Annotated in this window: 10 protein-coding genes; 2 read left to right on the top strand and 8 right to left on the bottom strand. The window is 59.4% G+C overall.

The genetic code is table 11. The features are described 5' to 3' along the window. Positions 1 to 180: 180 nt before the first annotated feature. From fdnI to IAE48_RS03530, 4 genes are all read right to left on the bottom strand, one after another. The gene (gene fdnI, locus IAE48_RS03545; RefSeq protein ID WP_200133501.1) at positions 181 to 837 is read right to left on the bottom strand and encodes a formate dehydrogenase-N subunit gamma; all 657 of its coding nucleotides are present in this window, start codon (positions 835 to 837) and stop codon (positions 181 to 183) included. Further along, on the bottom strand, positions 830 to 1,714 hold the full coding sequence (fdxH, locus tag IAE48_RS03540) for a formate dehydrogenase subunit beta (RefSeq protein ID WP_128482979.1): 885 nt from the start codon (positions 1,712 to 1,714) through the stop codon (positions 830 to 832). The genes fdnI and fdxH overlap by 8 nt, the downstream gene beginning before the upstream one ends. Positions 1,715 to 1,726: 12 nt before the next feature. Beyond that, on the bottom strand, positions 1,727 to 4,774 hold the full coding sequence (gene fdnG / locus IAE48_RS03535; RefSeq protein ID WP_200133500.1) for a formate dehydrogenase-N subunit alpha: 3,048 nt from the start codon (positions 4,772 to 4,774) through the stop codon (positions 1,727 to 1,729). Between the two features lie 289 nt (positions 4,775 to 5,063). After that, positions 5,064 to 6,551: a SmvA family efflux MFS transporter gene (locus IAE48_RS03530; RefSeq protein ID WP_200133499.1), complete on the bottom strand. Its 1,488-nt coding sequence runs from the start codon at positions 6,549 to 6,551 to the stop codon at positions 5,064 to 5,066. A 119-nt stretch (positions 6,552 to 6,670) separates the two neighbouring features. Here IAE48_RS03530 and IAE48_RS03525 point away from each other — a divergent pair, with 119 nt between their 5' ends. Next, positions 6,671 to 7,246 carry a TetR family transcriptional regulator gene (locus IAE48_RS03525; RefSeq protein WP_200133498.1) on the top strand — a complete coding sequence of 192 codons (576 nt, stop codon included), beginning with the start codon at positions 6,671 to 6,673 and terminating at the stop codon, positions 7,244 to 7,246. Here the strand turns inward: IAE48_RS03525 and IAE48_RS03520 are convergent. From IAE48_RS03520 to IAE48_RS03505, 4 genes are all read right to left on the bottom strand, one after another. Beyond that, positions 7,243 to 8,085 carry an arylamine N-acetyltransferase gene (locus IAE48_RS03520; protein ID WP_200133497.1) on the bottom strand — a complete coding sequence of 281 codons (843 nt, stop codon included), beginning with the start codon at positions 8,083 to 8,085 and terminating at the stop codon, positions 7,243 to 7,245. The two genes, IAE48_RS03525 and IAE48_RS03520, sit on opposite strands and share 4 nt — an antisense overlap. Positions 8,086 to 8,160: 75 nt before the next feature. After that, the gene (locus tag IAE48_RS03515; RefSeq protein WP_200133496.1) at positions 8,161 to 9,816 is read right to left on the bottom strand and encodes an iron ABC transporter permease; all 1,656 of its coding nucleotides are present in this window, start codon (positions 9,814 to 9,816) and stop codon (positions 8,161 to 8,163) included. Between the two features lie 41 nt (positions 9,817 to 9,857). Then, complete coding sequence (locus tag IAE48_RS03510; protein WP_200133495.1) at positions 9,858 to 10,826, bottom strand: ABC transporter substrate-binding protein; 969 nt, start codon at positions 10,824 to 10,826, stop codon at positions 9,858 to 9,860. Beyond that, positions 10,823 to 11,524, bottom strand: a complete 702-nt coding sequence (locus IAE48_RS03505; RefSeq protein WP_200133494.1) for an ABC transporter ATP-binding protein — start codon at positions 11,522 to 11,524, stop codon at positions 10,823 to 10,825. The genes IAE48_RS03510 and IAE48_RS03505 overlap by 4 nt, the downstream gene beginning before the upstream one ends. A 231-nt stretch (positions 11,525 to 11,755) precedes the next feature. Here IAE48_RS03505 and IAE48_RS03500 point away from each other — a divergent pair, with 231 nt between their 5' ends. Further along, the gene (locus IAE48_RS03500; RefSeq protein WP_200133493.1) at positions 11,756 to 13,534 is read left to right on the top strand and encodes a diguanylate cyclase; all 1,779 of its coding nucleotides are present in this window, start codon (positions 11,756 to 11,758) and stop codon (positions 13,532 to 13,534) included. Positions 13,535 to 13,555: the final 21 nt, after the last annotated feature.

Below are 13,555 nucleotides of genomic sequence, written 5' to 3'. Positions count from 1 at the left end.
GTTGTTTGCATGATGGCGGATTGCTAATTTTCGCTGCACAAAACCAGGGAGGAGATGATGGGAATGGATGGAGAAAAGAGAAGATTATGTTGCGTTGAGTCGCGCGGCAAAACGGGAGTAAAGCGCGACGGGGTGCAGCTAAAAAACCGCTCCGGACAGGATGCCGGAGCGGTAAACGCATTACTTAATGCCTTCCGTACTCTCTTTTTTCGCTTCGAGACGTTCGACGTCGCGATACCAGCGCGGATGGTGCTTCATCGCCCAGCGGCGGCTCACTTTGCCCTCGATCATGCCTTTGATCGAGCCTTTGACCCAGAAAGCCATATACATATGGATCAGGATGGCGTTGATCAAAATAATCGCCGAGGTCGCGTGCAGCAGCAGGCTGTAGCGAATGACCTGTATCGGAAAGTAGTGGGCAAAATACGGGCGCCAGATCACCACACCGGTGACCAGCAGCACGGTCGTCATGCTCATAATGGTCCAGAACATCATCTTCTGCCCGGCATTATACTTGCCGACCTTCGCCACTTTGTGCTCGTTGCCCTTCAGTACCTCAACGATATTTTTCACCCACGGCCAGTCCTTCTTGTCCGGGATGTTGTGATGCACGAAGCGCACGAACATAAACATCAGCGCCAGGAAGATCACCACACCGAAGAAGGGATGCAGAATGCGCCCCATCTGTGGTGTACCGAAGGTTTCCGTCAGCCACTGCAGCGTCGGAAAGAAGAAGGAGATGCCGGAGAGCGCCACCAGAAAGAAGCAGATCACCACCGTCCAGTGACAGGCGCGGTCGATAAATTTAGTCCGCACAATCATTTTCGACTTACTCATGATGATCGTCCTCTTCGTCATCCACCTCTTTATTGGGGCCGATGCCAATGTAGTGGTAAATCAGCCCGGCGAACGTGGCAAGGAAGCCTGCCGCCGACAGCGGTTTCAATACCCCTTTCCACAGCCCGACCGCCGTGTCGATATGCGGATCGTTGGGCAGTTCGTGATAGAGCGCTGGCTTATCGGCATGATGCAGCACATACATCACATGGGTGCCGCCCACGCCCTGCGGATTGTAGATACCCGCATTGCTGTAACCGCGCGCTTTCAGCTTCTCAACGCGCTGCTCGCCAAGCTCCAGCATCTCCCTTTTGGTGCCGAAATGAATAGCGCCAGTCGGGCAGGTCTTCACGCAGGCGGGCTCCTGGCCGACGCTGACGCGATCGACGCAGAGCGTACATTTATAGACCCGGTTATCCTCTTTACTGAGGCGCGGGACATTAAATGGACACCCGGCGATGCAGTAGCCGCAGCCGATGCAGTTCTCCTGCTGGAAGTCGACGATACCGTTCGCGTACTGAATGATTGCACCGGCAGAGGGGCACGCCTTCAGGCAGCCCGGCTCCGCGCAGTGCATGCAGCCATCTTTGCGGATCAGCCACTCCAGCTTGCCGTTCTGCTCGGTTTCGCTAAAGCGCATCACCGTCCAGGATTTGGCGCTGAGATCGGCGGGGTTGTCATAGACCCCGACGCAGTGCCCTACCTCGTCGCGAATATCGTTCCACTCCGAGCAGGCCACCTGGCAGGCTTTGCAGCCCACACAGGTGGAGACATCGATGAGTTTGGCAACCTCCGCTTTATAGTCACGCGCCTTTGGCGGCGGCGTGACAGGGTTGGTCGCAGAGCGTTTAATAATGTCCTGAGTTTCCATAGCCATAATGTCGCGCCCTTACGCCTTCTCGATATTGACCAAAAACGCTTTATATTCCGGCGTTTGCGAGTTCGCATCGCCGACGTTAGGCGTCAGGGTGTTGGCGATATACCCCTTCTGCGCCACGCCTTCAAAGCCCCAGTGCAGCGGAATGCCCACGGTCTCAACCTGCTGACCGTGCACCTGCAGGGTTTGCAGACGTCGCGTGACCACCGCCACCGCGCGAATGAAACCGCGCTGGCTGCTGACCTTAACGCGATCGCCATTGCGGATGCCTTTTGCTGCGGCCAGCGTTTCGCTGATTTCAACAAACTGCTCCGGCTGGGCAATGGCGTTAAGCCGTGCGTGCTTGGTCCAGGTGTGGAAGTGCTCCGTCAGACGATAGGTAGTGCCGACATAAGGGAAGTGCTCTTTTTTCCCCATACGCTTCACATCCTCTGCATAAATACGCACCACCGGGCTGGAGATGACGTTCGGGTGCAGCGGGTTGGTGCCGAGCGGCGTCTCCACCGGTTCGTAGTGCTCCGGGAATGGTCCTTCGGCAAGTTTATTGAGAGCAAACAGACGCCCCATCCCTTCCTGCTGCATGATAAACGGCCCGGTATTGCTTCCCGGCGGCGCGGTGTTGTAGTCCGGAATGTCATTCCCGACCCACTTCGCACCGTTCCACTGGATCAGCATCCGTTTCGCATCCCACGGTTTGCCCATGAAATCCGCCGATGCGCGGTTGTAGAGCACCCGGCGGTTCATCGGCCACGCCCAGGCCCAGCCGAGCGTATTGCCCAGCCCCGATGGATCGGCGTTATCACGGTTTGCCATCTGGTTGCCCTGCTCGGTCCAGCTGCCCGCATAGATCCAGCACGACGAGGCGGTGGAGCCATCATCACGCAGCAGCGCAAAGCTGTTCAGCAACTGGCCTCTCTTCGCCAGAAGTTGACCGTTGGTGTCATAGAGATCTTCCAGCGCATAGCCGTTGTTCTCTTTTGCCACCTCTTCAGAGTGCGGGTTATGCGGCTGGCTGTAGTGCCAGGACATATTGAGCAGCGGCTCCGCGCCTTTACCGCCTTCCATGCGGTACATTGCGCGCATACGGTGGTAAATGCCCGCCAGGATCTCGCCGTCGTTGAGCGCTTCGCCCGGCGCATCCTGCCCTTTCCAGTGCCACTGCAGCCAGCGCCCGGAGTTGGCAATCGAACCATCCTCCTCGGCAAAACAGGTGGAGGGCAGACGGAACACTTCCGTCGCAATCGCCGACGGGTCAACGTCGTTCATCTCGCCGTGGTTCTGCCAGAAGCTGGAGGTCTCGGTGACCAGCGGATCGATCACCACCATGTACTTCAGCTTGCTGAGGGTGCTGACAACCTTGTTCTTATCCGGGAACGAGGCTACCGGGTTAAAGCCCTGGCAGATGTAGCCGGTTACTTCACCCTTCGCCATCATGTTGAAATATTTGATGACGTCGTAGGATTGATCCCACTTCGGCAGCCAGTCGAAGCCCCAGTCGTTCTCTTTTTGCGCCGCATCGCCATAGAACGATTTCATCAGGCTAACGAAGAACTTCGGATAGTTGCTCCAGTAGTTCACCTGATCGGGCAACATCGCTTTCGGCGTGCTCGCCGCCAGGTACTGTTGCAGATCGGTCTGTTTTTCCGACGGCAGCGTCAGGTAACCCGGCAGGCTGGTCGAAAGCAGCCCCAGATCCGTCAGCCCCTGAATGTTGGAGTGACCACGCAGGGCGTTAACCCCGCCGCCGGCCATGCCCATATTGCCGAGCAGCAGCTGGATCATCGCCATGGTGCGGATGTTCTGCGCACCGACAGTATGTTGCGTCCAGCCCAGCGCGTAGAGGAACGTCGTGGTTCTGTCTACGGCGCTGGTCGAGGCGAGAACCTCGCACACCTTCAGGAAGTCCGCTTTTGGCGTACCGCAGATATTCTCCACCGTCTCCGGGGTGTAGCGATCGACATGCTGTTTGAGCAGGTTCCAGACACAGCGCGGATGAGTCAGCGTCTCATCGCGTTTTGCATAACCTTTGTCATCAAACTGATAGTTCCACGTCGTTTTGTCGTACTGCCGTTTTTCAGCATCGTAGCCGCTGAACAAGCCTTCTTCGAAGGCAAAGTCATCCCGCACCAGCAGGCTGGCGTTGGTGTAGTGTCTGACGTATTCCGCGTTGATCTTGTTGTTTTCGATCAGGTAGCGCAGCACGCCGGAGAGGAAAGTGATATCCGTCCCGGAGCGGATCGGCGCATAGATATCCGCCACCGACGCCGTGCGCGTAAAGCGCGGGTCGACAACGATAAGCGTCGCGTCATTGTTATTTTTGGCTTCCATAGCCCAACGGAAACCGACCGGGTGGGCTTCAGCGGCGTTGCCGCCCATCACCATCACCACGTTGGCGTTTTTGATATCAACCCAGTGGTTGGTCATCGCACCGCGACCAAATGTTGGAGCAAGACTTGCTACCGTTGGTCCGTGTCAGACGCGCGCCTGGTTATCTACCGCCAGCATGCCGAGAGAGCGCACAAATTTTTGCGTCAGCATGCCCGTCTCATTGCTTGCCGCCGAGGCGCACAGCATACCGGTGGAGAGCCAGCGGTTAACCTTCACCCCGGCGTCGTTGGTTTCGACAAAGTGCGCATCGCGATCCGCTTTCATCAGGCGGGCAATACGGTTAAAGGCTTCATCCCAGCTGATGCGCTGCCATTTATCCGAGCCCGGCGCGCGGTATTCGGGGTAACGCAGGCGGTTTTCACTGTGGACATAATCGAGCAGACCCGCCCCTTTCGGGCAGAGCGCGCCCCGGCTGACCGGATGATCCGGATCCCCCTCGATATGGTAAATCGCTTCTCTGGCGTTCTTTGCGCCATCACCGAGGCTATACATTAATAGCCCACAACCCACGGAACAGTACGTACAGGAGTTTCGAGTCTCTTTTGCGCGCAGTAATTTATAATTTCGCGTCTGAGCCAGCGCCATCTTCGGGGCGAACCCTAAAGCAGCGACCGTGGTTCCTGCCATCCCGCCCGCGCAGATACGGAAAAACTGTCTGCGGTTGACGTTCATTGCTTTCCTCAATAATCAATCTTCGCTTGCGGCGGGGAAACTAAACATTTCACGAGATGAATTAATTGCGGTAAATCAATAACGCCTGGCGCGTGACACCTAATAGTCGCTGCCGTTGCGTTTTAGTGCCTCCTAAGAGGTAGGAGAAATGCGGTCGTTCTGAAGATGGCAGTGGTTTCGCAATCTGCGTCAGGTGTCAGTTACAGAAAGGTGCATCTATTGCGGGAACAAGGGGGATGGGCGCCCCGCGCTTTTACGGCTGGCAGAGTGCCCTGTTGCGATGATGGGATCAGCTTTTCTCAACGCGTGCGAGGCTAAACCACATCCCAATTGCCAGAACCACTAACAGCATGCTGGCGGTGCTGAGCGCGACGCTGTGCGAGTGGGTAAATGCCGTTTTCGCTGCGGCAATAATCCCCTCTGCCAGCGCCGGATCGGACTCCCGCGCCAGGCGGAACGCTTCACCGATGGACGATGAGGCCTGTGCCGCCTCCTCGGCGCTCAGCTGCTGTGGCAGGTGGATGGTTGCGGAGAATGTGCGGCTTAAAATCAGGCCGAACACCGCAATCCCCAGACCCGCGCCCAGCTCATAGGACATGGTTTCAATCGCCCCTGCCGCCGCCGCTTTCTCCTTCGGCGCAGCGGCCATAATGGCCGCCGTCGAGGCGAGCAGCGCGCTGGCGGCGCTAAAGCCGAGCAGCGCCATCAGCACTGCTGCCTGCACTGGCTGGGTCGAGAAATTGGTCAGCGACAGCCCAAAGAAGCTGATTGCGCTGAGCGCCATCCCGCCTGCCGCCACGTAACGCAGCCCAAGTCTTGAGACCAGCACCCCGGCAATCGGGCCACTAAAACCGCTGGCAATCATCACCGGCAGCATAAAGACCCCGGCGGCGAAAGGCGTAAAGCCGTGCACAAATTGCAGCTCCTGCGCCATCAGCAGCTCGAAGCCCACCAGCGTCACCATGGCCATGATCGCCATCAGCGCGCCGCTGAGGATCACGCGGTGCGTAAAGAGCCGCATGTCGATCATCGGCCGGCTCGCCGCCAGCTGGATGCGCACAAAACCGGTCAGTAACAGACCGCCAATCAGCAGCGTGCTGGCCACCAGCCACAGCGGCAGCGTGCCCTTCATGGCGGTTTTCGCACTCCACACCAGCAACAGGATGGCGGCAATCAGCGCCAGCGCCTGGTTAAGATGCAGCGGCTGATCGGCACGCCCCTGCTGGCGCGGGACATACCGGGCGGTAAGCGCCATCACGACCAGCACAATCGGCACGTTGATGAGAAATACCGAGCCCCAGTAAAAGTGCTCAAGCAACATACCGCCAATCAGCGGGCCAAATGCCGCACCGCCGGAGCCAATTGCCGCCCAGACGCCGAGCGCGGTGTTGCGATGGTGCGCCTGAGAAAAGGTGGTGCGGATCCCGGCAAGCGTCGCGGGAACAATCATTGCCGCACCGACGGCGAGCAGCGCACGGGTGGCAATCAGCCAGCCTGCGGTGGGGGCGAATGCCGCCAGCAGCGACGCGCCGCCGAACAAACCGCTGCCGATCAGCAGCAGGCGCTTAAAGCCGATTTTGTCGCCCAACGCGCCCATCGGCAGCACCATCCCTGCCATCACCAGCGAATAGATATCGATGATCCAGAGCAGCTCATTCCCGCTGGCATCCAGCGCGGTGCTGAGCGTCGGCGCGGCAACATGCAGCACCGTCGCATCAATCGCCACCGGAATATAAACCAGCACAATGATGACCAACGTTAACCACTGACGAAACATAACTTCTTCCTCTTTTATCCGTTCTGGACGCCTGTCCAGAAATGCGATCCTACGGATTGTTGAACACATGTCCAGCTTTTTGTTACACTCCGCGGCACGTTTTAAGGGGAAAATATTTCATGAGCTATTTAAATCGGGACGATCGCCGGGAAGTGATCCTGCAAGCCGCCATGCGTGTCGCGCTGGCAGAGGGCTTTTCCGCCATGACGGTGCGCCGCATCGCCAGTGAAGCCGGGGTGGCAACGGGCCAGGTACACCACCATTTCATCTCGTCGAACGAACTCAAATCGCAGGCCTTTATTCGGCTGATCGATGAACTGCTGGAGGTAGAGCTGGTTCCGGAAACCGCACCGTGGCGCGAGCAACTGTTCGCGATGCTCGGCAGCGATGAAGGCGGGCTGGAGCCCTATATTCATCTGTGGCGCGAAGCGCTGCTGCTGGCGAGTAAAGATCCGGAAATCAAAGGCGCTTATCTGCTGACAATGGAGATGTGGCACGTCAAAGTCGTCAGGCTTATCGAACAGGGCGTGGCGGCAGGCGAATTTACCCTGCACGACCCGGCGGCGGATATCGCCTGGCGGCTGATTGCGATGGTCTGCGGCATGGACGGGATTTGCATCCTCGGCATGCCAGATGTCGATGAATCAGCCTTCAAACGCCATCTGGCACGGATGATTGAGAAAGAGCTCCGCTAGCGCTTGCCGCTGTGCAGATCAAAGCCGTCCATCACGGTTTGCAGCTGTTGCAGAGTAAAGCCCGACTGCGCATCGCTCACTCCCAGCCCGAAGCGCTGCTGTAGCGTCTCATACAGCGCGGCAACGTCGGGCAGATGCGTCTCCTCCACCACTTTGCCCTGCTGCCAGTGGGTGAAGTGGAAGTTGGTGAGGGTCATTTTGCCGCCGTCCGGCAGATGGCGGCACATCAACAGATGGTGGCGAAAATGGGAGGTCGGCCAGTGCGCGGAGTGGAAGTTGCCGAGCACGTAATCCGCCTGGTACTGCTCCCCCATCTCAAACTGATACATCGTCTGCCAGTGCTCATGATGACGGAACTGTAGTTGCCAGTTTTCCCCCGCCCGCAGCAGGCGATAAAGGCCGTGCGGCGTCGCCTGCTCAATCTCCTCCTGCAGGCGGATTGGCGCGGTCAGGCTCTGCCCACCGAAGCCGACATCGGCGATCCACGGCTCCCCGTCGAGCTGCACCAGCAGCAGGCGGTGGGTGCGCGGCGGCATCTGATCCGGGTTAGCGAGCAGCACGCGCCCCAGCAAGCTGCGCACCTCAAACCCTATCTCGCGCAGCGCGCGCTCAAAAAGGCCGTTCTGCTCAAAACAGTAGCCGCCACGCCTGCCGACGACCAGCTTGGCGAAAATCGCCTCATCGCTGAGATCGATTTCACGCGGCAACACCACGTCAATGTTCTCAAACGGGATCGAGGCGTTATGGTGCAGATGCACGGCGCGTAAGGTCTCAAGGGAAATATCCGGCGTGTGAGGCCAGTCGATGCGATCCAGATAAGCGCTTAAAAACGGGGTCATACAGGCTCCTTGCGTGTGATGTCCTTTGGTTATAACCCATATTTGCCCCGCCACTGGCGTTTTCGTGCCTTCACTTTATCCCTTTGTGCTGCGCTGCATGATGGCCAGCGCCGTCAGCATCAAGGCCAGCCCGGTAATCAGCGTCAGCGTCGCCATCGCCATCCCCTGACCCACCGAGCCCTGCTCAAACTGCCGCCAGATAAAGACCGCCACGGTTTGCGTGCCCGCAGGCGACAGCAGCAGCGAGGTGACCAGTTCGCGCGAAGCAATGGCGAAAACCATTAACATCGAGGCGAGCATCGCCGGGAAAATCAGCGGCAGCACAATAAAGCGCAGCGCCTGAAACGCGCTGGCACCATGCACGCGCGCCGCCGGTTCAAGATTACCGCCGAGCTGGCGCATGGCGCTGCCGATGTAGCGCACCGGCCACGGGAGCAGCAGACAGCAGTAAGAGAGCAGCAAAATCGCCCACGTGTTATAGGGCGAAACCGGCCAGAAGGCGCGGTTCCACAGCAGGATCAACCCCACCCCGACCACCACGCCCGGCAGCGCGGCGGGCATAAGCGACAGCGCATCGATAAGCGCGCGCCCTTTTATCTTCTGCATCACTACCAGCCAGGCGGCGCATAACCCGAGCAGGCCGGTAATTAGCGCCGCCGCAAACGCGAGGGAAACGCTGGTGCCGAGCGCAGGCAGCGCATCACCGCGCTGGGCAAAGAGTGCCGCAAAGTGAGCGCCAGTGAGATTATCCCACGCCAGCCCGCCAGAGAGCGTCGCGCTAAAGCCGGTCACCGCCATCGACAGCCCTGGCAGCACCACCGCGATAAAACCGACCATCGCCATCACCAGTACCACCGGCGTGGTAAACAGCCCCAGTTTCGCGCCAACATGCGCGGCGGGTTTGCCGGAGACGCTGGTGACATCGGTTCCGCCGGTCAGTTTACGTTGTAGCGCCCAGCCGCCGAGCGCAACCGCAATCAGCACCAGCGACAGCAACGAAGCGCCGGGCAGATCGATCGGCCAGTCGGCGAGCTTCTCCTCAATACCGACCGTCAGCATCACTACCCCGGAGCGGGTGCCCAGCGCCGCCGGCACGCCATACTCCTCAATCGCCAGCGTGAAGGCCAGCAGCATCCCCGCCGCCAGTGCGGGTGACAGCAGCGGCAAAGTGATGTGGTAGAAAGCTCGCCACGGCGTTGCGCCATGCACCCGCGCGACCAGCGCCAGCCGCTGCCCGCTGGCAAGCAGGCTGCGCGAGACGGCGAAATAGACCACCGGGAAGATATTGAGCGTCATCACCAGCACAATGCCACTTTTGCTGAACAGCAGATTATTGAGATCCAGCCCGATGAGCTGCATCAGGTAGCCCTGGGTTTGCAGCACCAGCATCCACGAGAGCGCGGCAATGTAAGGCGGTGTCAGAAACGGGATCAGAAACAGCAGATCCCACAGCTTCGGGCACGGTAGATCGAACAACCCGCGTGCGACGCCCAGCGGCAGGCCAATCACCGCACTGAGCAGCGCCACACCAAAGGCGATTTGCAGCGTGCCGCTGAACATTGCCGGCAGCTGCGGCTCGGCGAGCAGGTGCGGGATCGCCGAAAAGGGGTCGATCAGCGAGCCTGCGCTGAAGTGGGGAAAGAGTGCCTGCAGCACAATAAAGAGTAACGGCAGCGCCACCAGTATCACCAGCAGCGCCGTGGTTATCCGGGCGATAACGGTCTGATTCACGGCAAGGGATCCTGAAAGCGGGGTTGCCCCCGCAGTGGGTTTTACTGGGCAAACAGCGTGTTGAAGCGCTTGAGGATCTCGCCGCGCTCGCTGCCGGTGTCGCTCTGGGTCGGCAGCAGTTTCAGCTCGCTTAACAGCGGGCGTTTGGCGGCAACATCGGTACGGGCAGGCATCAGCCAGGCGTCGGCGACCATTTTCTGCCCTTCCGGCGACAGCACATAGTCGATAAAGGCTTTCGCCTCCTGCTCATGCTGGGTCGATTTGAGGATCATCATCGGGCGCGGCGCAATCACCGTGCCGCTGGCCGGGAAAATGACCTTCAGCGATTCGCCCTGCGCGATATTGCCATAGGTGACGTAATCGACCGCGCCGAAGACTGCCGCTTTCGCCCCCTGCATCACCGGCGTCACCGCCTGCGCGTTCGGGCCGCTCACCACCATGCCGTTCTTTTTCAGATCGTCAAAAAGCTGCCAGGCGTTATTGCCCATGCCATTTTGCAGCCCGATCAGCAAATCGAGCGATGCGCCGGAGAGCGCCGGGTCTGGTGTTGTGACCTTATCTTTAAACGCAGGCGCGGTGAGATCGCGCCACTCTTTCGGCTCCGGGGTGCCGCTTTTGCTGTTCCAGACAATGCCGAGCGCCGAAATGCCCTGCGCCACATAGTCCGCACTTTTCAGCGTTCCCGGCACTTTTTCGGCATTAGCGCTGGTAAACGGCAGCAGCCAGCCGCGCTTATGCAGATCCTCTGCCGTCTCCCACGAGGCGGAGATCAAAATATCCGCCTGCGGGTTGGCCTGCTCCGCCTCAAGACGCGCCATCACTTTGCCGGTGGTGGCCTGGAAGATATTCACTTTTACCCCGCTCTGCTGCTCGAAGCCGCTGGCGAGGTTTTTCGCCAGCGATCCCGGCCCGGCGGTGTAAACCGTCAGCGCATGCGCGCTGGAGATGATCATCGATGACAGCGCCATAGCGAGGGCGACTCCTTTTTTCACGGACAGTAAGCCTTTCATGCAGATTCCCCTGAGGTTGACGTAACGGTGCGAACAGACTCCACCTCGCCGGAGGCGAGGTGAACAATGCGGTCGGCGAGCAGCTCTGCTTCACGGCGATCGTGGGTGACATAGACGGCGGTGGTGCCAAGCTGGCGCAACAGGCGCGCCATCTCATGGCACAACGCTTCGCGCAGCGCAGTATCGAGATTGGAGAGCGGCTCATCAAACAGCAGCACGCCCGGCTCGGCGACAATCGCCCGCGCCAGTGCGACGCGCTGCTGCTGGCCGCCAGAGAGCCCGGCGGGTTTGCGATCGGCGAATTCCGCCAGCCCGACGCGCGTCAGCGCCTGCACGACGCGTGCCTCACGCTCAGCGCGCGGGACAGCGCGCATCTTCAGCGGAAAGGCGACGTTTTGCGCCACGCTCATGTGCGGCCACAGCGCGTAATCCTGGAACACCATGCCGATGTCGCGCGCTTCGGGCGGTAATGACCAGCCCGCTTTTGCCACACAGCGATCGCCAAACCAGATGTCGCCATTGGCCGGTTGCGCCAACCCCGCCAGCAGGCGCAGCAGCGTGCTTTTGCCGCAGCCGGAAGGACCGAGCAGCGCGACGATGGTGCCCGCGGGGATGGCTAAGTCGATACGATTGAGAACGGTGTGCGCGCCGAAAGCGTACGAAACGCCTTGCAGCCGGATGTCAGTGAATGCGCTCATCGACGCCCTCCTGTTTCAGGAAGCCGTGCGAAACCCGCGGTCTGCATCCGCAGGGCGCATCCACCTGAGCAGAAGTCAGGGGAGCAAACATCTTGTTATCCTCTTTGGGATTTGATTGCGGCTGACTATAGGCAGGGAGTATGACGGTGAAATGACACTTATATGGCGCCTTGATTTTTAAGCAATGTCTACACTGAAAAGAACGCTGTTCTTAACCAAAAAGGGATGCCCGTGCGGATCGCCACGATAACCAATTTTGCCTATATCGCCACAGTGGTGTTAACGCTCAGCTCCGGCGTCGCGCTCTTCCTGGCCTCCAGCGCCGAGCGCAATGAACGCGAGGCGGTGACGCAAAGCCGTCTCTTCGACACCCTTACCGATGCGCTGGAAAAAGAGGCCTGGGCATTGAGCGAACTGGCGCGTGAAGCGGTGATCAAAAAGCAGCCTGAAGCCATTCAGAGCTGGAAGACCAGAGCTGAGCAGGATATTGATCTGGAGAATCATCTCGCCGCGCTGCGCGATAATGGCGCTTCCGATGAGGAGCTGCTTATTTTGCGTGATGGTCTTAAGACCCTCGATCAGCTGGAAGATGAGCAGCGAATTGCCATCAACGACGTTGAGGCGGCAAAAAACGATGAGGCGATGAACCTGCTCTTTAGCGCCAGCTATGAGGAGCGTCTTTCAGAAGCCGAATACCGCTTCGCGCATTTTCGCAGCCTGCTCGATCAGCGCACACAAAGCGCTATTGCGAACGCCACCGACCTCTCCCTGCGTCTGCGCACCCTCTCTGAGATCATGGTCGGCCTGACCGCCCTGCTGTTTCTGTTTGTGCTCGGTTTTATTATCAAACACCGCATCCTGCGCCCGGTGGTAACGCTGAGCGACGTGGTGAACCGACTGGCGACGCAGGATTACAACGTCGAAGCGCCGGTGCTGGCGCAGGTCGATGAGATTGGCGATATGGCGCAGGCAATCCGCATTTTTCGTGAAAACGGGCTCGCCCGCCAGCGCCTCGAGCTGGAGCGCGATGCCGAATGGGCGACGCGCACCCTGCTGGCGCGCATGACCCAGCGTTTGCAGGGGTGTGATTCATTGCACGCGATTGTGCGCGTGGTGAGCCGTTTTGCGCCGCAGATCGTTCCCGATATGGGCGCGCGGCTCTATCTGCTGGATAACAACACGAATCGTATGAATTGTGTCGCCCGCTGGGCGCTGCCGCCCGGCGAAGATGCTCCTTTCGCGCCGGAAAGCTGTTGGGCACTGAAGCGCGGCCAGTTACACAGCCCCGGTAACGGTGACGTTGATATGCCCTGCGATCACATCGTGCCCGAGATCGCCGCACGGGCAATCTGCGTGCCGCTGAATGCGCAGAACAAAAGTATCGGCCTGCTGACCTTTGATAACTACACGCCGGGCAAAGAGCCGCCCTATATCTATCTTGAACTGCTGGCGGAGACCCTCGCGCTGGCGCTAGCCAACCAGATGCTGCGCGACACGCTGACCGAAAAAGCGAACTATGACTCCCTGACCGGCCTGCGTAACCGCCATAGCCTTGAAGAGACGCTGCGCAATATGATCGATCAGGCAATGGTCGACAATACGCTGCTGAGCTGCCTGATGCTGGATGTCGACTACTTCAAAAAACTCAACGATCTGCACGGGCATGACGCGGGCGATAAAGTGTTGCGCGAGCTGTCGCGCATTATTACCGACACGCTCGGCGAATGCGGCGTCGCCTTCCGCTACGGCGGCGAGGAGTTTTTGCTGATCCTGCCGGGTAAGAGCGAAACCGAAGCGAAAATGATCGCCGAGCGGCTGCTAAACACCATACTTAAACACCCGATGCGCTACGAGTCGCAGGATATCGGCCCGGTGTCGGTCTCCATCGGTCTCGCCACCTGGCCGCGCCACGCCAGGGCTGATAACCTGGTGCGTGCCGCCGACCTCGCGCTCTATATGGCGAAAGAGCAAGGCCGCGGGCAGATTGTGGTTGCCCGCCACGCCGGGTAGTTGCGGAAATTTTGCTAAAGG

The organism is Kosakonia sp. S57 (assembly GCF_016516575.1).
Lineage (GTDB): Bacteria > Pseudomonadota > Gammaproteobacteria > Enterobacterales > Enterobacteriaceae > Kosakonia > Kosakonia cowanii.
This window is presented reverse-complemented; position numbering and strand designations above follow the sequence as displayed.